The sequence below is a fragment of the Arthrobacter sp. GmRoot5-12 genome, from assembly GCF_059739365.1.
This window is the reverse complement of record NZ_AP046056.1, coordinates 2,750,870-2,776,721: the sequence shown is the minus strand read 5'-3', so window position 1 is coordinate 2,776,721 and position 25,852 is coordinate 2,750,870. Positions and strand designations below refer to the sequence as shown.

Here is a 25,852-nt window from a genome sequence, read left to right as displayed (position 1 = left end):
ACGTGACGCGCACTACATCGCAGCCGTCTCCAGCACCAGATTCTGCTCCGCATCCAGGGAAATCCGGTAGGTCCGCAAGGGTTCCGCTCCGGTGGTGGAGCATCCCGACGTGAGGTCGAACGCGTGCTGGTGCAGCGGACAAATCACCACCTGCCGGTCCACGGTGCCGTCCGCAACAGGGCCGCCGCGGTGGGGGCAGACCCCGGAGACCGCGCGCAACGAACCGTCCCGCAGCCGGAAGACGGCCACCAGTTCGCTCCCGACTCCGAAGGCCCTTCCCTCGCCCAGCGGAATCTGGTCCACCGGTCCCAGGACATGGGCACCGGCACCTGTTCCTGCACCGCTCATCGGACCGGCACCTGAGGGAGGACGGTCAGGGGCAGCGCAGTCCTGAACTGGCCGGGCGTTCGCGGGTCATCGCGTTCCTGCCACGGATCAACGTAGCTGTCCACGGAGGCCTGCATCGCCTCGTCAAGCCGTCCGGCGATCCCCTCTGCGTCCTGCACAATCACGGCCCGCAGGTGCTCGATGCCCACGCGCGGGACGAAGGCATAGGTCCGTTCCAGCCAGTTGGCCTGTTCGCGGTAGTACTGCATGAAACGGCCGGTGAGGACCTTCACCTCTTCCGGATCGTCCACCGTGGCCAGCAGGTCTCCCTTGCGGATGTGGGCACCGGCGGCTCCCCCTACATAGATCTCCCAGCGGCCGCCCTCCACCGCCACCACGCCCACATCCTTCACCAGCGATTCGGCGCAGTTCCGGGGACACCCAGAGACTGCGAGCTTGAGTTTGGCGGGCGCCTCGAGGCCCTGGAAGCGGGATTCGATCTCGATGCCCAATTTGGTGGAGTCGCCGGTGCCGTAGCGGCAAAAGTCCTTTCCCACGCAGGTTTTCACGGTGCGGAAGCTCTTGCCGTAGGCATAGCCGGAAGGCATGTCCAGGTCCGCCCACACCTGCGGCAGGTCCTCCTTGCGGATCCCCAGCAGGTCGATGCGCTGCCCCCCGGTGAGCTTGATCAGCGGGACGTTGTGCTTCTCCGCAACATCTGCGATCCGGCGCAGCTGCTGGACCGACGTCACGCCGCCCTTCATCTGGGGCACCACGGAAAAGGTGCCGTCCCGCTGGATGTTGGCGTGGACCCTGTCGTTGATGAAGCGGGCGTCGCGTTCGTCGATGTACCGGTCCCCCAGCATCATCTTGAGCAGCGAAGCGAGCCCCATCTTCGACTTTGCATCCTCGGCGCCGCCCGGCGCCAGCGCCTGGAACACGGCCGAAACCGACCGCAGGCCGCGTGCCCGGATTTCTGCCATCAGGGCCTGCTTGTCCAGGGGGATGCCGGGAACGTAGTAGCCGGCAGCGGGATCCTCTTCCACCGCTCCGTCGGCCGCCCACTCCACCACCTGCCGCACCAGGAGCTTGCAGGAGCCGCACCCTTTGCCGGCACGGGTGGCGTCCATGGCCCCGGACACCGAGGTGCAGCCGCTCTTCACCGCGCCCACCAGGTCCTTCTTGCTGACGCCGTTGCAGTTGCAGACCTGTGCTTCGCCGTCGAGCTCCGCGACTCCGGTCTCCTCCCCGGGCGTGCCAAGATCGAACATCAGCCCGAGCCGTTCCTCGGGCAACGGAAGCCCGCGGTCGAACGCCTGGGTCAGGTAGGCCACCTTGCGGCTGTCCCCCAGCAGCGTGGCGCCCACCATCTTGTTGTCCCGCACCACGATGGACTTGAAGACCCCGCGGCTGGGCTCGGAAAAGACGATGTGTTCGTCCGTCTCAAGTTCCGGCCCGTGCAGGCCCATGGAAGCCACCTCGACGCCGGCCACCTTCAGTTTGGTGGCCGTGCGCGAGCCCAGGTACGCGGCGCCCGTGTCCGTCCCCGTCACATGGTTGGCCAGCACCACCGCCTGCTCCCACAGCGGGGCCACCAGCCCGTACACCTCACCGCGGTGCTGGACGCACTCCCCCACCGCGTAGATGTCGTCCTCGTCCTGGACCCGCAGGCTGTCATCCACCACAATGGCCCGCTCCACCGGGAGCCCGCTGAGGACAGCCAGGTCCACGTTGGGACGGATCCCGGCCGCCACCACCACCATGTCGCACTCAATGTCCGGCCGGCCGCGGAGGCTGACGCCGGTCACCCTGTCCCTGCCAAGGACGGCCGTGGTCCGGCAGCCGGTCAGCACCCCAATGCCCAGGGCCTCAACGCTCCGGCGGAGCACCGCACCGCCGTCGGGCCCCATCTGTGCGCTCATCAGGTGGCCGCCGGAGTGGACCACGTCCACGCCCAGCCCGAAGCTGCGCAGCCCGGCAGCGGCCTCCAGCCCCAGCAGGCCCCCGCCGATCACCACGGCGTGCCGGTGATGTTCCTGCTGTGCGTGGGCAGCCATTTTGCGGGTGTCATCGATGGTGCGGAAGCCGAAGACGCCCTGTTTCACCGACCCGCCGGGGGTGTGAAGGCCGTCCAGGGGAGGAAGGTGGGAGCGGCTTCCCGTGGCGATGATCAGCGTGTCGTAGGGCGTCACCCGGCCGTCGCTGGAAAACACGTGCTTGGCGAACCGGTCGATCCTGTCCGCCCGGACGCCCGCGTGCAGCGTGATCCCGTTGTCCTGGTACCAGGACAGGGGGTTGAGGAAGATGTCCGCGTCGCTCTCCTCGCCCGAAAGGACGTGGCTGAGCATGATCCGGTTGTAGTTTCCGTACGGCTCGTCCCCGAACATGGTGATGCTGAACTGCTCCGCACCGCCCCGGGCCAGGATCTCCTCGACCGCCCGGGCGCCGGCCATGCCGTTGCCGATGACCACGAGGCGCCGGCGACTGTCCCCTGCGCGGGACCGGGGCCTGGGTCGGGCTGCGGCTTGCGCCCCGGTTTGCGTCTGCTCCGCCATGCTGCCCATCAGTGTTCCACCATCCCCAGGTCGATCACCACGGATCCGTGGACTCCCTCGGGCGCCGCCAGGTACAGCTCAATCACCGAGCCGCCGTCGATGTCCTCCACCACGCGCAGCGGAACATGGACCTCGTTCCTGGCTCCGATGGGGAAGTACCGCATCGGAACGCCGTTGCGCATGAGCACCACGGCGATCAGTTCGCTGCTTGAGTTGCCGCCGCGGAAGTACAGCGCCTGGTTGATCACCCCGTCCGGGACGTAGTGCGAGAGTTCGCTGTGCAGGGGGACGGGCTTCTCCATTCCCACGCCCTGGAAGTGGTAAATGCCTTGCAGGAAAAGGTTCTTGGTGATCACGGACAGATCCTTTCGGCCGGCGGAAAGACGGGCATGGGCCCATCTTCCGCCGCCGATGTTTCCGGCCGCCGGTCCCCCGGTAAAGACTGCTTTACGCGATTCTCACCGTTCCGTCAGCCCGGATACCGGCACCTGCTGCTGCCTGGTTGGGGGATAGGCTGAAAGCATGGCAACAGTCCACCGCGTACCGCCCGCGCCACAGCCCCAGCTGTACCGCTTCTCCCCCATGGACCTGGCCACGCTGTGCCTCTACGTTGCCATCGCAGGGTTCTTCGCGGTTGCCGGCGATCTGGTGGTTCCCTTCGTCCGGCAGATCGCACCGTCCCCCGCCGCCGCCACCTACGCCGTGAACCTGCTGTTCTATGCCTCGGTGGGAATACTGGCGCTGCTGGCCGCCCGCAATGTGGTGGTCCGGGACCTCAAGGTCCTGGCAACCCGGCCCTGGTTCACGCTGCTGATGGTGTCGGCGGCCGTGATCGCCATGATGATCCTCACCGCAATTGTGGTGGCCGCCAACGGGCAGGTGGAGACCTCCGCGAACCAGGCAGGCCTGCAGGCGCTCATGCAGCAGGTTCCCGCGTGGCTCATGGTTCCGCTGCTGGTGGTGGTGGGCCCGTTCGTGGAGGAATACATCTTCCGCCACCTGCTGATCGGCAAGCTCAGCAGGCGCCTCAACATCTGGATCTGCTGTGCCCTGTCCGTGCTGCTGTTCGCAGCGCTCCACATCGTGGGGCAGGAAGCGATCACTCTCACCGCACTGCTCCCCTACCTGGCCATGGGCGCCACGCTGGTGTTCGTTTACGTGTGGACGGGGAAGAACGTGATGTTCTCCTACTTCGTGCACGCCGCCAAGAACCTGCTGGCGGTAATCCTGGTCTACGCCATCCCGCCGGAACTCTTCGAGCAGATGCAGAACATCCAGGCATAGGCCCGCTCCACAACATCTTCCGCACCGCCCCGGGCGCCTCTACGGTGGACGGATGGGACTGAATATCCAGATAGTCATTGATTCCGCCAGGCCGCACGAGCTCGCCGACTGGTGGGCGGAAACCCTGCAGTGGGCCGTGGAACCGCAGGACGCCGGGTTCATCCGCTCCATGGTCGACCAGGGCTTCGCCACGGAGGACCAGACCATGACGCACCGCGGGAACCTGGTGTGGAAGGACGGCGCTGCCATCCGGCCGCCGGAGGAGATCGAGGCCAAGGCGCCTGCGCGGCGCATGCTGTTCCAGTCGGTCCCGGAGGGAAAGACGGTGAAGAACCGGGTGCACTGGGACGTCAGGCTGGACGGCCGGGACAAGGACGAAGTGCGGCGCGAGCTTGAGGCCCGCGGCGCCTCCTTCCTGTGGTCGGCGCGGCAGGGGCCCCATTCCTGGCACACCATGGCGGACCCCGAGGGCAACGAGTTCTGCATCAGCTGATGCCGATTACTAGACTTGGACGGTGAGCAACCAGATCCCCGCCCCGGTGTCCGACGTCTTCGATCCCACGCGCTGGCGGGTGGTCTCCGGCTTCGAGGACTTCCAGGACATGACCTACCACCGGCAGGTGGAGCGGGATTCCGACGGCGGCTGGGTGCGTGACCTGCCCACGGTCCGCATCGCATTCAACCGGCCCGAGGTCCGCAACGCGTTCCGGCCGGGTACCGTGGACGAGCTCTACCGCGCCATGGACCACGCCCGGATGACCCCCGACGTGGCCACCGTGCTCCTCACCGGCAACGGCCCCTCCCCCAAGGACGGCGGCCACTCCTTCTGCTCCGGCGGCGACCAGCGGATCCGGGGCCGGGACGGCTACCGGTACGCCGACGGCGAGACGCAGGAAACCATCGACCCCGCCCGCGCCGGCCGGCTCCACATCCTGGAAGTCCAGCGGCTCATGCGCACCATGCCCAAGGTGGTCATCGCGGTGGTCAACGGCTGGGCCGCCGGCGGCGGACATTCACTGCACGTGGTCAGCGACCTCACCATCGCCTCCCGGCAGCACGGCAAGTTCAAGCAGACAGACGCCACCGTGGGAAGTTTCGACGCCGGCTACGGCTCCGCGCTGCTGGCCCGCCAGGTGGGGCAAAAGACAGCCCGGGAGATCTTCTTCCTGGCCCGCGAATATTCCGCAGAGGACATGGTTCGCATGGGTGCAGTGAATGAGGCCGTGGACCACGCGCGGCTCGAGGAAGTGGCGCTGGAGTACGCCGTGGACATCGCCCGCCAGTCCCCGCAGGCCATCCGCATGCTGAAGTTCGCCTTCAACCTCGCGGACGACGGCCTGGCCGGCCAGCAGGTGTTCGCCGGCGAAGCCACCCGCCTGGCGTACATGACGGATGAAGCCGTGGAGGGCAAGGAGGCCTTCCTGCAAAAACGCGACCCCGACTGGTCACGCTTCCCGCACTACTTCTAAGGCAGGACGGCAATGAACAGCGAAGCAACACCGGCGCCCGTCCCCACCGGGCCACTGAATATCGAACCCGCCCTGAAAGCCCTCGCGGCCGCCCTCCATGGTGAGGGCCCCGCCGTCGAACTGTCCCTGGGCCCGGACGGCAGCCTGGTCGTGGGCCACGTGGAGACGCCGGGCTGCGACGACGCCGTAGCCGTGGTCCGCACGTCAGGTTCCACCGGCACACCCAAGGCAACAGTGCTGACCGTGGAATCCCTGGCGGCCTCCTCCATGGCCACCGCCCTGCGGCTCAAGGGCGAAGGCCAGTGGCTGCTGGCGCTGCCCGTCCAGTTCGTGGCCGGCATCCAGGTGCTGGTGCGCTCCCTGTTCGCCGGCACCCGGCCCTGGGTCATGGACATGTCCGGCGGCTTCACCCCAGAGGCGTTCACGGCCGCCGCGCTGGAACTGACGGACAAAATCCGGTTCACCTCCCTTGTTCCCACCCAGCTGCAGCGGCTCCTGGACCACCCGTCACCGGACACGCTCGCCGTGCTGCGCCGCTTCAATGCCATCCTGCTGGGCGGCGCCCCGGCCCCGCCGGCCCTGCTGGCAGCCGCCCGGGACGCCGGGGCCAGGGTCATCACCACCTACGGTTCCGCCGAGACCTCCGGCGGCTGCGTCTACGACGGCTACCCCCTGGAAGGCGTCTCGGTCCGCGTGGCGGAGGACGGCCGGATCCTGCTGGGCGGGGACACGGTGGCCGCAGGCTACATCGAGGCGCCGGACGAGGAAACCGGGACGTTCTTCGAGGAGGACGGCGTGCGCTGGTACCGCACCAGCGACCTGGGCTCCATTGACGACGACGGCCGGCTCACCGTGCTGGGCCGGGCCGACGACGTCATCATCACCGGCGGCGTGAAGGTCTCCGCCGGTCACGTCCAGGAGCAGCTGGAACAATCCGACGCCGTCGCCGCGGCTTTCGTGGCCGGTGTGCCGTCCGCGGAGTGGGGGCAGGCCGTGGCCGCCTACGTGGCGCTAACCCCCGAAGGCGCGTCCGGGCAGGAAGCCGGGGACGCCGCCGTCGTGCTCCAACAACTGTGGCAGCAGCAACTGGGCGTCCTGGCGCCCAAGACCGTCCTCACCGCACCGGCCCTGCGGATGCTGCCCAACGGCAAACCGGACCGGCTCGCCATGACCGCCGAACTCAGCGCCCTGCACGGGGGAAAGTAGAGTTGGACCTGCACCACCGCGGCGGGTGCGCACGTTCCATCCTGCCGTCTTACCGAAACAACACGAGGTACTAACCGTGGCAACAGCCGCCCAATGGATCCAAGGCGCCCGACTCCGGACGCTGCCGGCAGCGATCGCGCCAGTGCTGATCGGCACCGCCGCCGCCTACGAAATGGACTCGTTCCTCCTGCCCAACGCCATCCTTGCGGCTCTGGTGGCGCTCCTGCTCCAAGTGGGCGTGAACTATGCCAACGACTACTCGGACGGCATCCGCGGGACCGACGACGACCGCGTGGGTCCGCTGCGGCTGGTGGGCTCGGGCGCCGCCAAGCCTGAACACGTCAAGTGGGCGGCGCTGGGAACGTTCGCCCTGGCCATGGTGTTCGGCCTGGTCCTGGTGGTCCTCACCCAGGCCTGGTGGCTGATCCTGGTGGGGCTCGGCTGTGTGATGGCCGCCTGGGGCTACACCGGCGGCAAGAACCCCTACGGCTACATGGGCCTGGGCGACCTGTTCGTCTTCGTCTTCTTCGGCCTGGTGGCCACCCTGGGCACCACCTACACGCAGGCGGGCCACATCAGCCTGTCCGCGGTCATCGGAGCGATCGGCACCGGCCTGATCGCCACGGCGCTGCTCATGGCCAACAACGTCCGGGACATCCCCACCGACATGCAGGCCGGCAAGAAGACCCTGGCGGTGCGGCTGGGCGACAAGCATGCGCGGGAAAGCTACGTGCTGATGCTCGCCGTCGCTATCCTGCTGGTGGTGATCCTGGCACCGGGCCGGCCGTGGATCCTGATCGTGCTGCTGCTCATTCCGGCCTGCCTGATGCCGGCCTGGCTGATGATCAACGGGCGCAAGCGCAAAAGCCTGATCCCGGTCCTGAAGCAGACCGGCCTGATCAACCTTGGCTACAGCGTGCTGTTCTCACTGGGGCTGATCCTCAGCCACGGGTTCTAGCGCTTGTTGTTGTTGCTGCCCTTGGCGTTGTTGATGGTGATGTCCGGGTTGGCGTCCAGCAGGGCGTCCTCGGCGTTGGCGTCCTGGACTTCGCCGGCGGAGCGCAGCGGCTTGGCCTTCCCGGAGAAGCGGTGCTGCAGGGCCGCGGCGGCAGCGTCGCGCTGCTTCTGGAAGAACAGGTAGCTGATGGCAAAGGCAATGAGCGCGGCGCAGATCACGGACATCAGCACCCCCACCTGCAGAAGCGCGAACAGGGCAAACAGGGGCACGAAGATTGCCAGCCGGATCAGGGAATATTTCAAAAAGGCCACTATTCAAGTTTAGCCGCCTCCGCCAGCGGCCCCTGCGCGTCCTGACGATAGACTTAATGGCATGCTCTTCCGTGTGGCTTTGGCCGTCGCAGTCCTCGTCATCTTCGTGTATGGCCTGGTGGACGTGATTCGCACTGAGGGCCGACTGACCCGCGGGATTTCCAAACCGGCCTGGATCATCGTCCAGATTGTCCTGCCCGTCCTGGGAGCCATCCTGTGGCTGCTGATTGGCAGGCCGCGCGGTACTGAGCAGCCCCGGCCCAGCTACCCGCATCCCGTGGCTCCGGACGATGACCCGGACTTCCTCCGCAACCTTGAGGCACGGCGCCGCAAGCAGGCCGAAACGGAGCGCCTCAAGAAACTCCGGGACGAGCTGGACGCAAAAGCCAAGGAGGACGGCGGCAAAGGCCAGCGCGGCACCGATGAACACGATACCGACGGACTGAAATAACGCTTATGGCGTTCCAACCCGGCGGAGAAGAGCGGCGCGTGCCGGCTCCCCCACCGAGGCCCGGCCTGTCCTACTCCGCGCCGCCGCCCATCCCCGTCACTCCCCCGGTACCCCAAGTTGTCCGGACGGCCCGCACGCTCTGGATCTTGAGCTTCGTGGCGGGCCTGGCCGTCCTGCTGGGATGCTTCGTGGCCCGGGATTCCAACCTGCAGCGGCTCCGTGGCGTAGTGGCGGACATGGCTGCGGGCAGCGACGCCGGGTCGGTAGGGACCGCGGCGGAGATCGTCTTCTGGGGGAGCATCGGCGCCCTGTTGCTGGTCACCGTGCTTGAAGCTGCTGTCCTGGCCGCGGCGCTGGGCCGCAAAAACTGGGCCCGCTGGGTCCTGGTCCTGCTGCTGGCCGCCCACCTTCCCGTCCTCCTCCTGGCATCCGCCTTCCTGGTCCCAAACGGCGCCGACGGCAGCTACGTGGTGATGCTGTGGGGTGCCGGCCTGCTCCTGGCGCTCGCCGGGCTGGTGCTTCTGTTCCTGCCGTCCGCCGGCTCCTGGCTGAAGCGGGAGGCCACGCAGGCCTGAGCCCTACGCTGACTGCGCCTGGGCGTCCCTGGCTGCGAAATCCGCAAGGACACCCTCGCAACTGCGGATCACCACCCGGCACGTTTCAACAGCGGACCTGGCCGTCAGCGGGCTTTCAGCAACCCTGCGCCACCGCGCCAGGCAGCGCCGCGCCTCAGCGGCCAGCACGTCCGGACCGGAGTCAGGCGCCATGCCGAGCCGCAGGGATGCCGCCGCGCCGCGGCCGCCAATGAGCCGTTCAGCTTCCGCCGCCAGTTCGGGAGCCAGGTCCACTCCGGCAGTGCGCAGGGCCGCCAGCAGCCGGAGTTCGCGGAACTCATGCGCGTTGGCCTGGACGCGCTCCAGGGACGCCGCCAACTCTTGCGTTCCCTCGCGGGGCCGGGTGTCCAGGAGGTTCCCCACCGCCACCAGCACGGTCCTGGCCTTCAACGCTTCCGCCCGCGCCTGGAACTGCCGGTCCAGCACCTCCAACAGCGGATCCAGGCCGCTGCGCCGGGCCAGCTCATGGGCCAGGGGCGTTGGCTCGGGGTAGCCATTGCGGATAAGGACCACGGCCAGCCGGATACCGAAAAGCCCATAGCGCTCCAGCAGTGAGGACCGTGCCTCTTCCGTCAGTGCCACGGGTTCCCTGGACCGGCGGAACCTGTCGGCGGACAGCAACATCCGTTCGCGCGCGGCCCGGTCCAGGGTGGCCAGCAACTGGAGGGCTTCAAAGTCCGGCTGGCGCAGGGTGCGGGCACTTTGGGCCAGGAGTCCGGCCACCGGGACAACGCCCAGTGCCAGCTTCCGGAGGTTGGGGTCCCGGCTGTACCTTTCCGCGATGCTGCCGGCGGACAACAGGGAGTCGATCCGTCCGGCTCCCACCTCGTCGGCACGGGACAGCACCGCGATGGCGTTGACCGTACCCGAGCGGCCCGCCGCGGTGTCGCGGAAGGATTCCAGGAACCTCAGATCGGACGCGTGCATGTGGCGCATCAGGTAGATGACAGCATCAGCTTCCGACGCCGAATCCTCCGGAGCCAGGAAACGTATGGACCGTGCGGACACGTCCTGGGACACGGAAGCGATGCCGGGGGTGTCGATCAGCGTCATGGCCTGCAGGGCCGGCGCAGGCCATTCGACGTCGAGCCGTTCCACTTCCTCCGCCTCGACGCCGTCGAGGGCGAAGACCAGGCGCCCGTCCACGCGTTTCAACGGCAGGTTCCGGGGCTCCCCAGTGACGGGGTGGAGCGTGATGCGGGGAGTGTGGCCGTGCCGGTACCAGGTGACGATCCGCGTGCATTCGCCGGTGTCCGTCGGCGCGATCTCCTCACCAATGATGGCGTTGAGGAGCGTGGATTTTCCTGCCTTCACCATGCCGGCAATGGCAATCCGCAATGGCTCGGCAAGCCGCCGCGCGTAGCCGCGCAGCGCTTCGGCAGCCTGGGTGTCGTCGCCGTAGACCTCCAGCGCTTCCCGGATCAGTCCGGCTGCCCCGGCCGTGGTGGACGGCGTCATACAACGCCCGCCCCGGCACGGGTCCCGGCGGCCATGACCTCCGCGGCCACGGCTTCCGCGGCCCGGTGCAGCGCATCCACTTTTTTGAGTTCGGCCCTGATCTCCCGGATCCGCCCTTCCCTCTCCTCGGCATACGATTTGGCGGCCTTCTGGGCCGCGGCCACCGAATCCGACAATGACCTGTGGTACTCGTCCGCGATGTCGGTGAAGTGGTCCCGGATGGTCCGCTGGACCAGGCGCAGCCTGTCCTTGAGCTGCTTTCCCACCTGGAACGTCACGTCGTCGAGCTGGCGCCTCACCAGCGCCTTGGCCTCGCCCTGGCGCCGCTTGAGCCGCGTTTCCTTGTCCTCCCGGTAGGCCTTGCGCCCCAGCAGCAGTCCGGCGCCTACCGACAGGGGATTGATCAGGGCCATCCCGAAAATACCTGTGAGGAGGCCAAACATCAGAACGCCGCCATAGGAGCCGCGCATGCCGATCAGGACTTTCTGGATTGGGTTGACCCGGCCCGGGTCCAGTTCCGCCATCTGGTCCACCGGATCCAGCGCGTCCCCTGAATCGGCAACGTGCAGGACGGGCAGCGATACTTCGTCGGCAGCGAAATGTTCCGCCACCTGCGCCGCCAGCCACTGCGACCGCTCGCTGGTCCAGACAAAGGTGTCCGACACCGCCGCGGCGGCGCAATCTTCGAGCCACTGGGAAAATTCCGTCCAGACCGGCCCGGGATCGCCCTGGTCGATGGCCGACTCGGCTTCCCGTTGGATCCGGCGCAGGCGGTCCCGGAGGTCGTATTCCATGTCGGCAATGAGGTCGTTGATGCCGTCGCTGAGGGTCAGCTGCCAGCGCGCAGACCGTTTCCGCATGTCGTCCGCCTCTGTTTTCGCCTGCTCAAGGTCCGCGAGCATCTGCGGCGTACCCGCAGGGTTCTCCAGGGCCTCAAGCTCGGACTGCAGGGACAGCCGCAGGTTGTCCGTCACGGACAGCAGGTCCTGGCTGACGGAGCGGCGCTGGATGCGCTGCGCCTTGCCCACCACATCGTTGCGCAGATGGGCCACCAGGCCGGGAAAGCCCGATTCCGCGTTGAGCTCGCTGTCCTGGAGCCGGGAGGCCTCAAGGCGGAGGTCCGCGGAGACGGGAAACAGGGGAATGTCCGGTGCCACCTGGTCCAGGTGTGTCCTGTCCAGTTCCCCTACGCGGCGCCAGTCCGGGTAGAGGTCCGTCTTGGAAAGGACGGCTGCAACGCTGGGCGTAATCCGCATGGCCTGGCGCAGGAACCGCAGTTCCGGTTCCGTGTATTCCTGGGAGGCGTCCGAGACCAGCAGCATGGCATCCGCGGTGGGAAGGGCGGTAAGGGTGGTGAGGGTGTGGGTGGAGCCCATGCCGCCCACCCCAGGGGAATCGATGATGGTGAGCCCACCGGTGAGGATCCGTCGGGGCAGGCAGACCTCCGCGGCCGCAAGCTTCAGGCTGTTTCCCGGATTGCCCTGCTCCGAGACGAGGGCCGGCAGTTCTGCCAGGTCGACGGGCCGGCGCTCAACGTTTCCTTCCCGGCCGTCGGCGGCAGCCTCCCCGGGCGCCTTTTCAGCTGCCGGGACCAGCACGGCGGCCGAGGCCGGTTCACCATAGCGGACGATGGTGGGAACCGAGGTGGCAATATCGTCATCCACCGGGCACACCGGCGCGTTCACCAGGGCATTGATGAGCTTGCTCTTCCCCTGTTTGAACTCCCCCACCACAATCACCCGGATGCTGGGATCCTGCAGCCGTGCCATGGCCTGCTCCAGCCTCCTGCGCAGGTCCGCACGCTCCCCGCCGCCCACCAGCTGCAGGCCCTCGTCAACAAGCCTCACCAGCTGGCCGGCCGTCATGGGCCCCGCTGCCCTTGCCGGTCCTGCTTCTGCCACAGCGTGCCCCTCGTTCCAGTGCGGAAAATGTGTCCAGTGCGCCTTCGGTAATACGGGAAGAGCCCGGCAGAAGGTGGGATGCCTCCTGCCGGGCGGTTCGCCTCCCGGAAACAGCGTGTTACAGGACGGTGGAGTCGTCAACCACTGAATCGTCGATGGTGGTGTGGTTGTCCTGGTCGATATCGGTGTGGCTGGAATTGTCCTCCGTGAAATCGAACTGGTTGTCTGCCACCACCACGTTGTCCTCCACGATGCTCGTGGCCGAATTGTCCTGGAAGGAGTCCTCCACGTTGACATCCACTGTGCTGGCGGTGGAGTTGTCCTGGTTGAACGAATCTTCCAGCGTCGTGGTGCTGGAGCTGTCCTGGTTGAAGGAGTCCTCCACCTCCACCGAGGCCTGGGTGGAGTTGTCGGAATTGTCGTTGAACGAGTCGCGGACATCGAGGTCAGTATCGGTGCTGACGGAGTGGTCCGAATGGTCCGAGTAGTCGGAGTTGTCGGAGTTGTCGTTGAAGGAGTCGTCAACATCCAGGCCGACGTCGGTGTTGAAGGAGTCCGAGATGTCAGTCTCCTCATTGCCGATGCCGACGTCCCCGCCGGCGTGGATGGAGTTATCCGTGGAGTTATCGGTGTTGTAGGAATCCCTGATGTTGTTCGAGTCCCTGAGATCGGCGTCATCGCCGGCGGCGACGGCCCGGTCCCCGGTGGCCACCACGGCGTCGTTGTCGAACCACTGCTCCACGTCTCCGTGCGCCCAGATGTTCTGGTTGACGGACTGGTCGGTCATGGTGTCCCGGTCGTCAACCGTGGTGGTGCTGGTGGTGTAGGAGAAGTGGTTTATCACGTTGTGCAGTTGCTGTACTGCGTGGGCGTGGTCGTCCTGGTCGTAGTTCGGGATGCCATGTACCATTCCTTGGCTTCCGGCGTGGATGGCTGTTGCGCCCCCCACAGAACCCGCTGACACAGAGCCAGCCGACGCACCTGCGCCCGCCCATGCGCTGCTGCCGCCTGTGTTGTATTCGCGTTCGAACGACGAGGCGTTGACGGTGATGGGAGCGTAGTCGAGGACAACAGGCATTGCAGCGTCAACGTCGGCCAAGCACACGTTGCCCAGGCCGTGTTCGGCCAGCGTCTTCTCCGGGTTGTCCAGGAACGCCTGGATTGCCTTGCGGCTGCCAAAGAGGTGCATCAGGAATTGAACAAGGTCGTTTGCGAGTGTTGGCATATGAGTGGTCCTCACATCTTCGTCGAGTTGCGGATCATCCGGCGGAACGTGTCTGGCTGCTTCAAAACTAGGTTCGCTGCCGGAGACTGGGCATCGGGCGCATTCCCCCTACCGGTGGAAGCCGTGCCGGGGTGCTCCCGGGTCCGCGGCTAGGGGCATTAGGGACTACTCCTGTTGCGGGTTCATGTGCTGGGAATTCTCAACGCCCAAGGCCACCCGTAAACGGGCCAGCAGGTCAGACCGGTTTTCGGCGCCCAGGCGGCGGCGTATCCGGGCAATGTGGTGTTCTGCCGTCCTGGGCGAGATGTAGATGGCCTCACCGATTTCCCGGTAGGTTTTGCCCTCAAGCACCAGCCTGGCAACTTCCTTTTCCCGCTCACTCAGTCCGGAGCCGTCCGGCTGGTGCGCCCTGCCGCCGTTGTCGGCGGGGGTTCCTGCCTGGATGGCGGCTCCTGACGCGGCACCGGCCGGGTTGCCCTGCGGGTGGAGGTCCCGGGCGCAGGACAGCAGGCGCATCATGTCCCGCCGCTCGTCAGCACGTGCGGCAGCGTGGCCGGCCAGCCTTGCACCCTCCCAGGGCATTCCTACAGCGCCCAGCAGCCGGGCCGCGCCCTCCACGTCGGCAGTACGGAAGCGGCCGGCGAGCACCGAAACCCAGGCCTTTCCCGCGGTGGCCAAGACTGCGGCAAGCTGGCTGTGGACGGAGGCCCGGGCCAGCGCAGTGGCATGCGGAGCAAGATCGGCGGGGCTTTCATTCAGCAGTGCGGCCTGGACGCCGGCCCAGTGCAGGGGAACGGCCCACAGCGCGGGTTCGTCCAGGCGCCCCAGCAGCTTCCAGGCTTCTTCCAGGTAGTGCGCCACGCGCCGCGTTTCGCGCAGGCGGGCAGCAGCAATCAGCATTTCCCCCCACGGCAAGAGGTTGTAGAGGTCCACCGAGGTATGGAGCATGGCCTCGCGGGCCCGTTCCCACGCCCTGAGGAGCTCCGGCACGTCACCGTTCCGCCGGGCTAGCCCCACCTCAAGTGCAGCGCACATGAACTCGTCGCGCGGGACCAGCGGCCAATGGTTGGCCTTGGCGGCTTCCGTGGCGGCAAGCCGGGCATCCTCGAGTTTGTCCTGCATCATGTCCGCCCAGGCCTGCAGCAGCAGCAGCCTGGGTTGTGCGGCATTGCCTCCCTGCCCGGCAGCGGCCGCTGCCCGGCAGACGGTTTCCGCCAGGTGCGGCTCACCGGTGTGCAGGGCCAGCAGGGCTGCCAGCGCAGCCGGCGTTTCCGGCAGCGGAAGCGATATGCCTGCCGAGTTCAGCATGTCCGAGGCATGGATCAGCACGGAGATGCCCTGTTGTGGTTTCTCCCCCAGGGATGCGAAGACCCCCTGCCCCGTCTGGACCAGCGTGGCGGCAAGAAGGGTGGGGGAAGCTGCCGGCGCGGCGGGCTGGAAGAACGCCTCCGCCCCAGACCGGTCTCCGACTCCTATCAGGACAACGGCGGCGAGGGGCGCTGATACGCCCACACGCTCGGGGCCCAACCAGTTGTAAACATCGGCCCCGCGGGCCAGCATGCCCCTTTGCGCCCAAACGGAGGCGGCCACATCCGCACCCCGGCGCACATCCCGCGGGTCGGCGCTGACCAGGAGGGTGTCAATGATGCGCGCAGCCGCATCAAGCTCACCATCACCGGCCGCCGCCTGCGCGCGGCGGGCTGCCGTCGCTACCGGATCGGCGCCCGCCAGGAGGGCCTCCTCGTAAAGCTGCGACGCGAGCCGGGGGTTATGCTCCAACGCACTGTCCGCGGCCAGCTCCAGTTCAGCAGCCACCCGGGGGTCGGTGAGCCCGCCGCGGGCAAGCTCGCGGGCGAGATTACCCAACCGCTGTCCGGCGGCCGTGTAGACGCCCACGAGCTCACGCTGGAGCGCGTGCACCTTGGCAATAGGTGTGGCAGCCAGCAGTGCGTGTTGCGCCGTCCCCACCACGGTGCCGTCCGGCCCAAGCAGTCCCGCGGCCTCGGCCCGGTCCACCAGGACATCGAGATCCTCCGCCCCGCCGCTGCCGAACTTTTGCTGCAGGTCCGCAGGCAGCGGCCCCGGCAAGGCGAAGCCCACCGAGAGCGCCAGCAGCAGTTCCCGCACCACGGCGTTGGCACCCTTCAGCTGCTTGGCCATCTGCTCGGCAGCGTGCAGCGGGTGCCCTTGGTGGTCCGGTCCCGTAGACGCCGCCCCGGGTTGTTCCTCCCGTTGGAATTGTCCGTCCTGAAGCTGGCCGTCCATCTCAGGCCCCCGGAGCGGCGGTCGTGGCCGTTTCAACGGCGGCTGCGGCGGACGTGGTTTCCGGTTCAAGCGGTGTTACTTGCGGCGCTGGGCTGCCGGTAGCTTCCACGGCCACCTCCGTTGGTGTCATCGAGGGATCCGGGGCAGTTGTGGCACTTGGGCTCTCTGTCTGCGTGGGCTGGCTGGTGTCGTCCTGTGTAGGCGATTCAGTTGCCGTGGGCGAATCAGTCGCCGCAGGAGTCGTCGGGTCAGCCGTCCCGGAGTCGGTGGGCGTTGGGGTGCCTTCACTCTGTGTGGGGTCGGCGGAACCGCCTGCCTGCGGGGTGTCGGAAGCGGGCGTGGGAACCACCGTAACGGCCTCGGGAGCAACGCCTGACCCGCCCGTTGTCCCCCCGGAGCCGGCAAGCGCATCGGGGACTGCCGCCGCTGCGACGACAGGTCCGTCAGCAATCGCGCTGCTTCCAGCCGCCGGCCCGTCGTTGCCGGCCGCCTGCCCGCCGGGGGGCGTGGCAGATGCTTCCAGTCCGGTCCCTGGAGCAAGGGGTTTCCTGGCGCTGGCCTCGATGCCCGCGAGTGGTTGGGCCACCGCGGCCGGGGTTGCTGACTCCCCTGCACCGGCGGCGTCCGAACCGCCCGCATCGGTGCCGGCGGAGCCTCCCGTGGTACTGGCACCGGCCTGCGGCACGAACATGGCAGTCAGGCTTCCGAAACCGTCCGGGCTTTGCGCGGCCGTTGCCGTGAGGACCGTCAGGACCGCAGCAGCCGCGGCCACGGCGGTCACGCGGACGGTGGGCTTCGGCGCGTGCGCGCCCCGCGCCCCGCGCCGGGCACCGCGGACGGCGACTGGCCCTGCCGGGGCGCCTGCCGCCGTCGTATATTTCCGCGACCAACTGGGCCTGCCCGGGCCGGTTGGAGCGGGCGGCACGTCGGAGGGTACGACGGCGGCCGGCGCCTCCCGGGCGGCCGCTTCAGTTTCTGCCGGGTCAGCTGCTGCCGCCACTGCGGCCGTGCGGGCGAGGACGGCTGCCACTGCCGCCCCCAGGCAGATGGAGGACTTGGGATCGGCATCCACAGCGATAGGCCGGTCCAGCTCCTCCGACACCACCTGGGCCACCAGGGGGATCCGGGACGATCCCCCGATCAACAGCACCGTGGACAAGTCTGCCGGAACCAGGTGGAGCTGGGCCAGGGAGTGCTCCAGCGCCTCCACTGTTTCCCGTACGGGCTCTTCGATCAGCGCCTCGAATTCTGAACGGACCAGCCGGATCTGCTGCTGGATGCCGGGCAGGAGCACCGGAATGGTGGATTCGCTGTCCGCGGAGAGTGCTTCCTTGGCCTCGACGCATTCGCGGCGGAGCCGGGTTAGGGCCCCCAGCACCGCCGGGTCACCAGTGTCCAGATCGTCCAGGGCGTTCCCGGTGTGCGCAGCCACGTACCGGAACACTGCGGCATCAAAGTCGGCGCCGCCCAGGTCCTCGATGCCCTCCGGGTGCCCCAGGAGCTCAAAGCGGCTGCTGCCGCACTTCCTCAGCACGGCGGTGTCGAACGTGCCGCCGCCGAGGTCGTACACGGCGATGGTGCTGCCTTCCTCCACGCGCACCTGGGAGGCGTAATGCAGGGCTGCGGCCTCGGGTTCGGGAAGGAGCGTGACGTTCTCCAGGCCATGCGCGGCGAGGGCGTCGCGGACGACGGAAAGCCGGTGGTTGCCCCAGGCTGCGGGGTGGGTCAGGAAAATGGCCGACGCCGGGCCCCCCTCACGCTCGTTGGCCCGGTCCGCCACCCAGCGGGCAACGGTGGCATAGACGTCCTCCGGCCGCAGGACCAGGGTGCCCAGGACGAAGGGTACGTCGTCGCCAATCCGGCGCTTGAATTCCCGGACCACGCGTTCCGGAGAGTCCAGTCCTCGGCGTTCTGCCGCCTCCCCCACCAGGACCGCGCCTTCCTCCGGGTAGTACACCACGGAGGGCACAGACGCTCCACGCGTGCCCAGGGGCAGGCATTCGGGCACGGCGTTGGGACCTTGGTTAAAGCGCACAACGGCAGCTGCCGTGTAACTGGTCCCGACGTCAACGGCGAGAGCGTAGCTCATTGGGGTACCTCGAAAGGCTGGTGGTCCACCTGCAAGCTTCATCACAGGGAACGTCACCAACGTAGCATTTCCGAAGGACCGGGGAACACCCCTGTTGCTACATCGAATGGTTATTTATCGGACCGTTGCCGTCTCTCGACTGCGCCCCCGGTTTTAGGACCCGGAAACCCCCGTTTTAGGGGCCGAAAGGCCCTTGTTTAAAGGCCGGAGTAGGAGTGGAGTCCGTTGAAGAACTGGTTGACGATGGTGAAGTTGAAGATCACGCAAAGGTAGCCCACGATCGACAGCCAGGCGGCCCGTGTTCCGGTCCAGCCGCGGGTGGCCCGGGCGTGCAGGTAGCCGGCGTAGACAACCCAGATCACGAAGGTCCAGACCTCCTTGGTGTCCCACCCCCAGAACCGGCCCCAGGCCTTTTCCGCCCAGATGGCACCGAACATGAGGGTGAAGGTCCAGCCGATGAAGGCGATGGCGTTGATGCGGTAGGACAGGTTTTCCAGGCTCAGCGCGGAGGGCACCAGGCGCATGAAGCCGAGCTTGTCGGCACCGCCGGCGGCCAGGGTCTTCTGCCGGTGGGTCTGCACCAGCTGCAGTGCGGACATCGCGAAGGTCAGGGTGAACAGCGCCGAGGAGAGCACGGCGATGGAAACGTGGATGACCAGCCAGTAGCTCTGCAGGGCGGGAACCAGGTGTCCCACGGGGGTCCAGAACGCCACCGAGGCAGCCACCAGCATGATGATCACCAGGCCCACCACGAAGGTGCCCAGGAAGCGGAGGTCGCGGCGAATCAGCGAGAGCAGGAACACGGCCGCCACCAGGAAGGCGCCGGTGGTGAGGAATTCGTACATGTTGCCCCACGGCACCCGGCCTGCGCCCAGGGCCCTGGTGACCACGCCGGCGCCGTGGATGACGACAGCAAGGGTGGTCACGGCCACCGCAACACGCGCCGGAACCCGGCGCTCGGCGGAGTACTTCATGTCGCCGTCGGCAGTCATGAAGCCTCCGGTTCCTGCACCGCTGGCTTTGGCGGCGGACGACGACGGGCGCTCGGCCCGTCCGGCCGGCCCGTCCAGTCGGGCCTCAACACCGCGGGATCCTTCGCGCGCCCCTGCTCCGGCAGCAACGCCGGCGGTTACGGGGACCTTGGCGGCAGCACCGGCCTGCGCGGCCTTGAGGTCCACAGCGCGCAGCGCCTTGCTGCTCTTGGCCAGGTCCCAGGCGAAGGCGATGAAGGCCACCGTGTAGGTACCCGCCGCCAGCAGCATGAAGAGTTCGCTGTACTGGCCCATGGTTTCATTGATTCCAAATGGCATTACTGGTCCTTTTCGGGCCCGGTGGGGCCTGCTGGGGTGGTGACGGAGCCTGCGGCATTAGCGGCGGAGCCTGCGACATTATCGCTCCGCCGGCTGGGAGTTTGCTGGGACTGGCCAGTGTCTTCGGTGTCTTCCGGCAACTGCCACTCGGCGGAGAACAGTTTCCGGAGCGCTGCCGCCTCCCCGGCGAGGCGGTGGTCCTCGCCGCGGGCCAGGAGTCCGTATTCCACCATGGTGCGGCCGTCCGCGGCGGTGCCCGTCCGCACCCAGACGCGCCGGCGGTTGACGTAGAGCGAGAGGATCAGGCCGGCCACGGCCAGCAAAGCGAAGACCAGGGCGTAGACCTGCCCGGGGTTGTGGTGGACGTCCACGCCGATGTACCGCTTCACGCCGTCGAAACTGATGGTGCCCTTGCCGTCCGGCAGTGTGAAGGTGGAGCCGGGTGCCAGCGTAATGCCGCCGGCCGCCAGGTTCCTGGCGTTGAGCGGCGTCAGGTTCTTGACATCCAGTTCGAAGACGTTCTGCGGGGCACCGGTGTTCAGGCCCAGGTCCCCGTAGTAGGAGTTCAGGGTCAGCTGGGGGTTGAACAGTTCGGGGTCGGCACTGAACGAAACGTTCTTGTCCGTCACGAACGCGGTGGGGAGGAAGAAGCCCACGAACCCCAGCTGGTCCGGCTGGGCGTCCGGAACCTTGATCACCACGGACGAGTAGTAGTTATCGCCCTGCAGCTTGGCCACCACCGGGCCCTGCATGGCCACGTTGCCGGCGCCGTCCCGTACGGTCACCACCGGTGCGTAGCCGTTGCCGGTGAGGTAGATGCTGGTGCCGCCCAGGGTCACGGGATCGTTGACCTTCAGGATTTCCTGCTTGGCTGGAGCGTCCGGGTTTTCCTTGGTGGTCACCGTGGCGGCGAAGTCGATGGGCTGGCCGAACTTGCCCTTGGATTCGCGGTCGAACGTGATGTTGAACTTGTCCAGCTGGAGCGAGTACGGCTGCAGCTGGCTGGACTGGAAGTTGGTGCCCGGGTTGAACTGGTCGTAGCCCACCAGGGTGTTCACGAACGTGTCGCCTTCCACCAGGATGCGCTGGCCGCTGTAGCCGAACAGGCCGCCTGCGGCCACGGCCACCAGCACGCCGATGAGCGAGGTGTGGAAGACGAGGTTGCCCACTTCCTTCAGGAAGCCGCGCTCGGCCCCCAGGGACGGGCGGTTGCCGTCGGCGTCCCTGACCTCCACCCGGTAGCCGCGCTTCCGCAGCAGTCCGGCCGCACTGTTGATGGCCTCCGACGCCGGGATGCCGGTGCGGGCGGGAATCACCAGGGTGCCGTATTCCGGCAGCCGGGACAGGCGCTGCGGCGTCCGTGGCGGCTGGGAGCGCATGGCCTTGTAGTGGGCGATGGCACGCGGCACCACGCAGCCGATCAGCGAGATGAACAGCAGGAGGTAGATCGCCGAGAACCAGGCCGAGGAGTAGACGTCATAGAGCTGCAGGGAGTCCAGCAGCTTGCCGTAGTCCGGATGGTCCTTGATGTACTGGGTCACCACGGCCGGGTTGGCGGGCCGCTGCGGGAACAGGGATCCGGGGACGGCGGCGACGGCGAGGAGCAGCAGCAGGAACAGCGCGGTGCGCATGCTGGTCAGCTGGGTCCAGGCCCACCGCAGCATGCCCTTGGGGCCCAGGGCCGGAAGGGCGGCCTGGGCTTTTGCCTCCGCTACGGGGGCGGATTGCTTCTTCTTTACGTTCACACGCTCGCTCATCAGATCGGCAACTTCACGTCGGTTTGGAACCAGTACTGCAGCCCGGTCACCCAGGCTCCCCATACGCCGGTGGCCATCAGCAGGCCCAGCACCACCAGGATTCCGCCGCCGGTCCGCTGGATGGCAACGCGGTGCTTGCGGAAGAACGCCATGACGCCCATTCCGCGGCGCAGGGCCAGCGCGATCAGCAGGAACGGAATGCCCAGTCCCAGGCTGTAGACGAATGCCAGGAAGGCGCCCTTGGCGGCCGAGGAGCCGCCGGAAAGGCTGAGGAGCTGCACGGCCGAGTAGGTGGGGCCGATGCACGGCGCCCAGCCCAGGCCGAAGGTCAGGCCCAGCAGCGGTGCTCCCCAGAGCCCGGCGGGCGGCTTGGCGTGGATCTTGGCGTCCCGCTGGAGCCAACTGAAGCCGCCCATGAAGACAATGCCCATGATGATCACCAGGACCCCCAGGAGCTGGGTGATCCAGGCATTCTGGCTGCCGGTAATAAGGGTGCCCAACTGGCCGAATGCGCCGCCCAGCAGGACGAAGATCACCGAGAAGCCCAGGACGAAGAGCCCGATCCCGGCCAGCATCCGGCCGCGCTTCTGCTTTTGCAGGTCCACGCCGCTCAGGCCCGTGACGTAACCCAGGTAGCCGGGAACCAGGGGAAGGACGCAGGGGGAAAGGAAGGAGACCAGTCCGGCAAGCAGTGCCACCGGAATGGCTAGCAGGATGGAGCCGCTGAGGATGGCTTCGGCGAAGGGGCTGTTCACGGTCCCGGCCCGCCCTACTCGGCCACGGCGGCGGTGATGAGGGCTTTCAGGGTGCCCTTCTCGATCTCGCCGAGGACGCGCGAGGCCACCCGCCCCTGCTTGTCCAGGACCAGGGTGGTGGGCACGGCGCCGGGCGGTACCAGGCCGGACACGGACAGCAGGACGCTTCCGTCCTTGTCGTCAAAGCTCGGGTAGGTCAGGTTGAAGGTCTTTTCAAACGCCTCCGCCGTGGGTTTCTCGTCCCGGAGGTTGACGCCGAAGAACTGCACGCCCTGGTCCTTGAACTCCTGGTGCAGCGCTTCCAGGAGGGGAGCTTCCACGCGGCACGGCGCGCAGGCGGCGAACCAGAAATTCAGGACGCTCACCTTGCCCTTGAAGTCGGCCGGGGTTACCGCAGTGCCGTTGAAAAGCGCACCCTGGATTTGCACGGCTTCCTTGCGGTCCCCGGCAGCGAACTCTGTCACGGAGCCGTCGCCGGCCACATAGTTCTTGTTGTCCCCCGCCTTGGCCTGCTTGGCCAGCGCATCCTCCTGGGCACAGCCGGAGAGGCCCAGGGTCAGCGCGGTCAGGGCCATGCCGCCGGCGGCGAGCATGCTGCGGCGGGACGGGAGGTTGTTGTTGCTCACTTCTAGGCTCCAGGGGTGCTGGCGGCACCGGGAAGAAGGGACGCCGCGGGTTCGCTGTACTCGACCCGCAAAAGCGAGCCGTCGTCGTCGAACACCAGGGACGTGACGGACGTCAGGGTGCACTCGCGCTTGCGTGGGTCGTGCCACAGGGGCCGGCCTTCGGCGCTGAGCCGGGCAGCCCAGATCGGCAGTTGGTGGCTCACCAGGATCGCCTCGGGGCCGTGGGCACCGAAGTCGCCGGCAGCAAGCTCGATGGCCCGCAGCCGGGCGTCCTGCGCCGCGGCCGCCACCCTCGCGGCCTGCTCCTTGTACGGTTCGCCCCAGGAGGGGCGCAGCGGGTTGACCAGGTGCGGCCAGTGCCTGGGCCGGCGGAGTTCGGCCTTGGTGACCTTCATGCCCTCAAAGTAGTTTTCCGCTTCGATGATCCGCTCGTCGGTGTGGATCTGCAGCTGCAGGGCCTCCGACGTCGGCCGTGCCGTCTCCTGCGCGCGGTCCAGTGGGGAGGCGGCCAGGTAGGTGATGCGGGCGCCGCGTTCGGCGCGCTGCCGGAAGTATTCGGCGAGCGTCCGGGCCATCTCCTGCCCCAGTTCGGAGAGGTGGAATTCGGGAAGCCGCCCATAGAGAACGCCCTCGGGGTTATGGACCTCGCCGTGGCGGAGCAGATGGACAGTGGCTTGGGGCATGTTTACCAGTTTCTCAAAGATGGCGTGCGATCCGAAATCTCGGGCCGCTCCTTCTACAAAGAGTAGAACTTAAGTTTTTGAAGAAATGTTCCGTGGACGGGAACAAAACATGCAAATGCATGTTTATACTGGATGCAGCAAGTTAGTTGAGGCTTCAACAGATGAAGGTTCAACGGCAGGACCTCAGTACATACACCTTTACAAGGAGCAACATCATGGCACTTCCCGCAGACGTCACCACCGGCACCTGGACCCTGGACAACTCCCACAGCGAGATCGGCTTCACTGTCCGGCACGCCGGCATCAGCAAGGTCCGCGGCCAGTTCAAAGAGGCCGCCGCCACGCTGGACCTGGGCCAGGATGTGGCTGAGTCCAGGATCAACGCCACCATCCAGACCGCCAGCTTCGACTCCGGCGACGCCAACCGCGACGGCCACGTCAAGGGCGAGGACTTCTTCGATGTGGAGAAGTTCCCCGAGATCTCCTTCGTATCCAACGGCCTGGTGGCCAAGGGCAACAGCTACGAGCTCACCGGCGACCTGACCATCAAGGGTGTCACCCGCCCGGTGACTCTGGAAACCGAATTCAACGGTGTTGCCGTTGATCCGTTCGGCAACACCCGCGCCGGCGTCTCCGCCGAGACCACCATCAGCCGCAAGGACTTCGGCCTCACCTGGAACGCCGTCCTGGAAGCCGGCGGCGTGCTGGTCAGCGACAAGGTTGCCATCAACCTTGAACTCGCCTTCATCGCCCCCGCAGCGTAGTTCCGCCCGCCAGGGCACAACCTCGGCACCAGGCCTGCCCGGCCTGGCGCCGGGGTTCCCTGTTTAACGGCAACCACCTGCGCCAATACCCGCTGAATCACCCACAACGCCGCCCGCCGGGGGTACGGTGGACTTAAGCCATGCTGGGGGAAGGCAGAGGACTGATTCCCGGCAGCCTACCCGGATCCCGACCTGCAGAAGGAACGCCATGAGTACTCCTCCCGTCCCGCCCCCGTCGCCCCAAGACCCCAGCAACGACCAGCCGGGGCATGAACAGGCCGGCAGCCCCCAGTCCGGAGACCAGCAGCAGCCCCGCTACGGGCAGAATGCGCCGCAGTATGGCCAGAACGCCCCGCAATATGGGCAGAACGCGCCCCAGTACGGCCAGAACCAGCCGCCGGCAGCGCCGCAGTACGGCCAAAACCAGCCGCAGTATGGCGCCCAGTTCGGGCAGAATGCACCCCAGTACGGCCAGCCGCCCTACGGGCAGTCCCCCTACGGCCAGTACCCGTCGGAGCAGCCGCAGCCGGCCGGAGGCAACGGCGTCCCGCAGCTTGTGAACATCTCGTTCTGGCTGTTGATCGCGTCGGCAGTGATCTTCGTGATCTCCCTGCTGACCGGGCTGACGCAGCTGGATGATCCGGTGTTCCGGCGGACATTCGAGGACCAGATGGCGGCCGGAGGCGCCAGTGGAGTCACTTATGACGACATTAAGGGGGTCATCGCCGGCACCCTGGTGGTGTTCGCGATCATTGGCGTGGCCCTCTACCTGCTGGTGGCCTTCTTCGTCCGAAAGGGCAAGAACTGGGCCCGCATCCTGGGAACGGTCTTCGCTGCACTGTCCGTCTTCGGACTCTTTGGTCCCCCCAGCTTTGCCACCATCGGAACGCTCCTGGGAATTGCGGCCATCGTGCTGCTCTACCTTCCCGCAGCCGCCCCGTACTTCCGGAAGCAGCAGCCTTTCGCCAACCCCTATTCGGGCGGCTTCGGCAACCCGTACGGGCGGTAGCCACTCCGCCCGCTGACACTGCACGCGGCCCGGGATGCATCATTCGCATCCCGGGCCACCTGCTTTAACGGGTCCGCCAAAACTTGGGCCGGGGGAAAACTTCCAGGGAAACCCTAGGCCGTCTGCCCGGGCGTCTGGGCCCGCTGGGCGTGGTAGGCCAGGATTTGGAGTTCAGTGGCCATGTCCACCTTGCGAAGATTGACCCCTTCGGGAACCTGCAGCATCACGGGTGCAAAGCTCAGCACGCTGCGCACGCCTGCCGCCACCACACGGTCGCAAACGCCCTGGGCGACGGCCGCGGGAAGGGCCAGGACCACCATGTTGGCCCCGGTGCGGTGCAGGACGGTCTCCAGGTCTGCCACGTCGCTGACGCGCAGCCATCCCACCTCGTTGCCCACCACCATCTGGTCGGCGTCGAAGATGGCCACCACATCGAACCCGCGCGACTCAAAGCCGCCGTAGCGTGCCAACGCCTTGCCCAAGTTGCCGGCGCCCACAATGGCCACTTTCCAGTCGTGGGTCAGTCCGAGCGCGGCGGCGATGTGGCGGCTGAGGTACTGCACCTCATAACCGACGCCCCTGGTGCCATAGGACCCCACATGGGACAGGTCCTTGCGGAGGGTTGAAGAACTGACGCCGGAGGCTTCTGCCAGGGATTCGGAGGAAACGCGCTCCACGCCCTCGGACAGCAATGTGTTCAGGGCACGGAGGTAGATGGTGAGCCGGGCCACGGCGGCAGGAGGTATCTGCTTGGTCAGTGCGCCCGTGGCATCCGGAAGGTCCGGGACAGACTGGGGCGAAGAACCCAGGGATGTCACCCGCACCTCCCTTGCGT

24 protein-coding genes are annotated in these 25,852 nt (G+C 67.1%); 9 read left to right on the top strand and 15 right to left on the bottom strand.

Features of this window, described 5'->3' with window-relative positions; translation table 11 throughout:
• Positions 1 to 12: 12 nt before the first annotated feature.
• Genes AC6JAM_RS12700 through AC6JAM_RS12690 form a run of 3 tightly spaced genes read right to left on the bottom strand, consistent with a single transcriptional unit; the run spans position 13 to position 3,238 of the window.
• Entirely contained in the window at positions 13 to 348 is a 336-nt protein-coding gene (locus tag AC6JAM_RS12700) for a Rieske (2Fe-2S) protein (RefSeq protein ID WP_497934811.1), read from the bottom strand.
• On the bottom strand, positions 345 to 2,891 hold the full coding sequence (gene nirB / locus AC6JAM_RS12695; RefSeq protein ID WP_497934810.1) for a nitrite reductase large subunit NirB: 2,547 nt from the start codon (positions 2,889 to 2,891) through the stop codon (positions 345 to 347). Before nirB ends, AC6JAM_RS12700 begins: the two co-directional genes overlap by 4 nt.
• A complete protein-coding gene (locus AC6JAM_RS12690; RefSeq protein ID WP_018768877.1) occupies positions 2,891 to 3,238 on the bottom strand; it encodes a hypothetical protein in 348 nt (115 codons plus the stop codon). Before AC6JAM_RS12690 ends, nirB begins: the two co-directional genes overlap by 1 nt.
• Positions 3,239 to 3,404: 166 nt before the next feature.
• Between AC6JAM_RS12690 and AC6JAM_RS12685 the strand changes: the two genes are divergently transcribed.
• The 5 genes from AC6JAM_RS12685 (at position 3,405) to AC6JAM_RS12665 (ending at position 7,799) form a co-directional block, all read left to right on the top strand.
• Positions 3,405 to 4,166 (top strand): CPBP family intramembrane glutamic endopeptidase, encoded by a 762-nt coding sequence (locus tag AC6JAM_RS12685; protein WP_497934807.1) that lies wholly within the window; start codon positions 3,405 to 3,407, stop codon positions 4,164 to 4,166.
• Between the two features lie 52 nt (positions 4,167 to 4,218).
• A complete protein-coding gene (locus tag AC6JAM_RS12680) occupies positions 4,219 to 4,659 on the top strand; it encodes a VOC family protein (protein ID WP_056392678.1) in 441 nt (146 codons plus the stop codon).
• 22 nt (positions 4,660 to 4,681) lie between these two features.
• Positions 4,682 to 5,635, top strand: coding sequence for a 1,4-dihydroxy-2-naphthoyl-CoA synthase (locus AC6JAM_RS12675; protein ID WP_497934806.1), 954 nt, complete (start codon positions 4,682 to 4,684; stop codon positions 5,633 to 5,635).
• A 12-nt stretch (positions 5,636 to 5,647) separates the two neighbouring features.
• Positions 5,648 to 6,841, top strand: a complete 1,194-nt coding sequence (locus AC6JAM_RS12670; protein ID WP_223992608.1) for an AMP-binding protein — start codon at positions 5,648 to 5,650, stop codon at positions 6,839 to 6,841.
• Between the two features lie 76 nt (positions 6,842 to 6,917).
• Positions 6,918 to 7,799 carry a 1,4-dihydroxy-2-naphthoate polyprenyltransferase gene (locus tag AC6JAM_RS12665; RefSeq protein WP_026265707.1) on the top strand — a complete coding sequence of 294 codons (882 nt, stop codon included), beginning with the start codon at positions 6,918 to 6,920 and terminating at the stop codon, positions 7,797 to 7,799.
• Here AC6JAM_RS12665 and AC6JAM_RS12660 read toward each other — a convergent pair.
• Entirely contained in the window at positions 7,796 to 8,110 is a 315-nt protein-coding gene (locus AC6JAM_RS12660) for a DUF4229 domain-containing protein (protein WP_018768883.1), read from the bottom strand. The genes AC6JAM_RS12665 and AC6JAM_RS12660 overlap by 4 nt on opposite strands.
• Before the next feature lie 61 nt (positions 8,111 to 8,171).
• On the opposite strand from AC6JAM_RS12660, the gene AC6JAM_RS12655 reads away from it, so the two are divergent.
• On the top strand, positions 8,172 to 8,561 hold the full coding sequence (locus AC6JAM_RS12655) for a PLD nuclease N-terminal domain-containing protein (protein ID WP_018768884.1): 390 nt from the start codon (positions 8,172 to 8,174) through the stop codon (positions 8,559 to 8,561).
• A gap of 5 nt (positions 8,562 to 8,566) precedes the next feature.
• Positions 8,567 to 9,136 carry a hypothetical protein gene (locus AC6JAM_RS12650; RefSeq protein WP_224084111.1) on the top strand — a complete coding sequence of 190 codons (570 nt, stop codon included), beginning with the start codon at positions 8,567 to 8,569 and terminating at the stop codon, positions 9,134 to 9,136.
• 3 nt (positions 9,137 to 9,139) lie between these two features.
• On the opposite strand, the gene AC6JAM_RS12645 is transcribed toward AC6JAM_RS12650, so the two are convergent.
• The 10 genes from AC6JAM_RS12645 to AC6JAM_RS12600 all read right to left on the bottom strand — a co-directional run bounded on the left by AC6JAM_RS12645 (position 9,140) and on the right by AC6JAM_RS12600 (position 23,244).
• Complete coding sequence (locus tag AC6JAM_RS12645) at positions 9,140 to 10,633, bottom strand: dynamin family protein (protein WP_497934803.1); 1,494 nt, start codon at positions 10,631 to 10,633, stop codon at positions 9,140 to 9,142.
• Positions 10,630 to 12,498: a dynamin family protein gene (locus tag AC6JAM_RS12640; RefSeq protein WP_497935956.1), complete on the bottom strand. Its 1,869-nt coding sequence runs from the start codon at positions 12,496 to 12,498 to the stop codon at positions 10,630 to 10,632. The genes AC6JAM_RS12645 and AC6JAM_RS12640 overlap by 4 nt, the downstream gene beginning before the upstream one ends.
• Before the next feature lie 154 nt (positions 12,499 to 12,652).
• A complete protein-coding gene (locus tag AC6JAM_RS12635; RefSeq protein WP_497934801.1) occupies positions 12,653 to 13,759 on the bottom strand; it encodes an IniB N-terminal domain-containing protein in 1,107 nt (368 codons plus the stop codon).
• A 165-nt stretch (positions 13,760 to 13,924) separates the two neighbouring features.
• Positions 13,925 to 16,024: a LuxR C-terminal-related transcriptional regulator gene (locus AC6JAM_RS12630; RefSeq protein ID WP_144601096.1), complete on the bottom strand. Its 2,100-nt coding sequence runs from the start codon at positions 16,022 to 16,024 to the stop codon at positions 13,925 to 13,927.
• Between the two features lies 1 nt (position 16,025).
• Positions 16,026 to 18,113, bottom strand: a complete 2,088-nt coding sequence (locus AC6JAM_RS12625; RefSeq protein WP_497934799.1) for an Hsp70 family protein — start codon at positions 18,111 to 18,113, stop codon at positions 16,026 to 16,028.
• A 197-nt stretch (positions 18,114 to 18,310) separates the two neighbouring features.
• Complete coding sequence (gene ccsB, locus AC6JAM_RS12620; protein WP_497934798.1) at positions 18,311 to 19,423, bottom strand: c-type cytochrome biogenesis protein CcsB; 1,113 nt, start codon at positions 19,421 to 19,423, stop codon at positions 18,311 to 18,313.
• Entirely contained in the window at positions 19,423 to 21,180 is a 1,758-nt protein-coding gene (gene resB, locus AC6JAM_RS12615; RefSeq protein WP_497934797.1) for a cytochrome c biogenesis protein ResB, read from the bottom strand. The genes ccsB and resB overlap by 1 nt, the downstream gene beginning before the upstream one ends.
• A complete protein-coding gene (locus AC6JAM_RS12610; RefSeq protein ID WP_268001924.1) occupies positions 21,180 to 21,935 on the bottom strand; it encodes a cytochrome c biogenesis CcdA family protein in 756 nt (251 codons plus the stop codon). Before AC6JAM_RS12610 ends, resB begins: the two co-directional genes overlap by 1 nt.
• Positions 21,936 to 21,949: 14 nt before the next feature.
• Positions 21,950 to 22,528, bottom strand: coding sequence for a TlpA family protein disulfide reductase (locus tag AC6JAM_RS12605; RefSeq protein WP_043424873.1), 579 nt, complete (start codon positions 22,526 to 22,528; stop codon positions 21,950 to 21,952).
• A gap of 35 nt (positions 22,529 to 22,563) precedes the next feature.
• Entirely contained in the window at positions 22,564 to 23,244 is a 681-nt protein-coding gene (locus AC6JAM_RS12600; protein ID WP_142071195.1) for a histidine phosphatase family protein, read from the bottom strand.
• Between the two features lie 215 nt (positions 23,245 to 23,459).
• Between AC6JAM_RS12600 and AC6JAM_RS12595 the strand changes: the two genes are divergently transcribed.
• Both AC6JAM_RS12595 and AC6JAM_RS12590 read left to right on the top strand, forming a co-directional pair.
• Positions 23,460 to 24,008: a YceI family protein gene (locus AC6JAM_RS12595; RefSeq protein WP_018768897.1), complete on the top strand. Its 549-nt coding sequence runs from the start codon at positions 23,460 to 23,462 to the stop codon at positions 24,006 to 24,008.
• Between the two features lie 208 nt (positions 24,009 to 24,216).
• Positions 24,217 to 25,017: a hypothetical protein gene (locus AC6JAM_RS12590; RefSeq protein WP_497934794.1), complete on the top strand. Its 801-nt coding sequence runs from the start codon at positions 24,217 to 24,219 to the stop codon at positions 25,015 to 25,017.
• A 113-nt stretch (positions 25,018 to 25,130) separates the two neighbouring features.
• On the opposite strand, the gene AC6JAM_RS12585 is transcribed toward AC6JAM_RS12590, so the two are convergent.
• Positions 25,131 to 25,835: a redox-sensing transcriptional repressor Rex gene (locus AC6JAM_RS12585; RefSeq protein WP_018768899.1), complete on the bottom strand. Its 705-nt coding sequence runs from the start codon at positions 25,833 to 25,835 to the stop codon at positions 25,131 to 25,133.
• Positions 25,836 to 25,852: the final 17 nt, after the last annotated feature.

Excerpts from the sequence above, each read along its gene's own strand:
- resB (WP_497934797.1), bottom strand. The coding sequence starts at position 21,180 with ATGAGCGAGCGTGTGAACGTAAAGAAGAAGCAATCCGCCCCCGTAGCG.
- AC6JAM_RS12590 (WP_497934794.1), top strand. The coding sequence starts at position 24,217 with ATGAGTACTCCTCCCGTCCCGCCCCCGTCGCCCCAAGACCCCAGCAAC.
- ccsB (WP_497934798.1), bottom strand. The coding sequence starts at position 19,423 with ATGCCATTTGGAATCAATGAAACCATGGGCCAGTACAGCGAACTCTTC.
- AC6JAM_RS12600 (WP_142071195.1), bottom strand. The coding sequence starts at position 23,244 with ATGCCCCAAGCCACTGTCCATCTGCTCCGCCACGGCGAGGTCCATAAC.
- AC6JAM_RS12680 (WP_056392678.1), top strand. The coding sequence starts at position 4,219 with ATGGGACTGAATATCCAGATAGTCATTGATTCCGCCAGGCCGCACGAG.
- AC6JAM_RS12625 (WP_497934799.1), bottom strand. The coding sequence starts at position 18,113 with ATGAGCTACGCTCTCGCCGTTGACGTCGGGACCAGTTACACGGCAGCT.
- nirB (WP_497934810.1), bottom strand. The coding sequence starts at position 2,891 with ATGGGCAGCATGGCGGAGCAGACGCAAACCGGGGCGCAAGCCGCAGCC.
- AC6JAM_RS12630 (WP_144601096.1), bottom strand. The coding sequence starts at position 16,024 with ATGGACGGCCAGCTTCAGGACGGACAATTCCAACGGGAGGAACAACCC.
- AC6JAM_RS12605 (WP_043424873.1), bottom strand. The coding sequence starts at position 22,528 with ATGCTCGCCGCCGGCGGCATGGCCCTGACCGCGCTGACCCTGGGCCTC.
- AC6JAM_RS12655 (WP_018768884.1), top strand. The coding sequence starts at position 8,172 with ATGCTCTTCCGTGTGGCTTTGGCCGTCGCAGTCCTCGTCATCTTCGTG.
- AC6JAM_RS12685 (WP_497934807.1), top strand. The coding sequence starts at position 3,405 with ATGGCAACAGTCCACCGCGTACCGCCCGCGCCACAGCCCCAGCTGTAC.
- AC6JAM_RS12595 (WP_018768897.1), top strand. The coding sequence starts at position 23,460 with ATGGCACTTCCCGCAGACGTCACCACCGGCACCTGGACCCTGGACAAC.
- AC6JAM_RS12640 (WP_497935956.1), bottom strand. The coding sequence starts at position 12,498 with ATGACGGCCGGCCAGCTGGTGAGGCTTGTTGACGAGGGCCTGCAGCTG.
- AC6JAM_RS12645 (WP_497934803.1), bottom strand. The coding sequence starts at position 10,633 with ATGACGCCGTCCACCACGGCCGGGGCAGCCGGACTGATCCGGGAAGCG.
- AC6JAM_RS12650 (WP_224084111.1), top strand. The coding sequence starts at position 8,567 with ATGGCGTTCCAACCCGGCGGAGAAGAGCGGCGCGTGCCGGCTCCCCCA.
- AC6JAM_RS12635 (WP_497934801.1), bottom strand. The coding sequence starts at position 13,759 with ATGCCAACACTCGCAAACGACCTTGTTCAATTCCTGATGCACCTCTTT.
- AC6JAM_RS12670 (WP_223992608.1), top strand. The coding sequence starts at position 5,648 with ATGAACAGCGAAGCAACACCGGCGCCCGTCCCCACCGGGCCACTGAAT.
- AC6JAM_RS12700 (WP_497934811.1), bottom strand. The coding sequence starts at position 348 with ATGAGCGGTGCAGGAACAGGTGCCGGTGCCCATGTCCTGGGACCGGTG.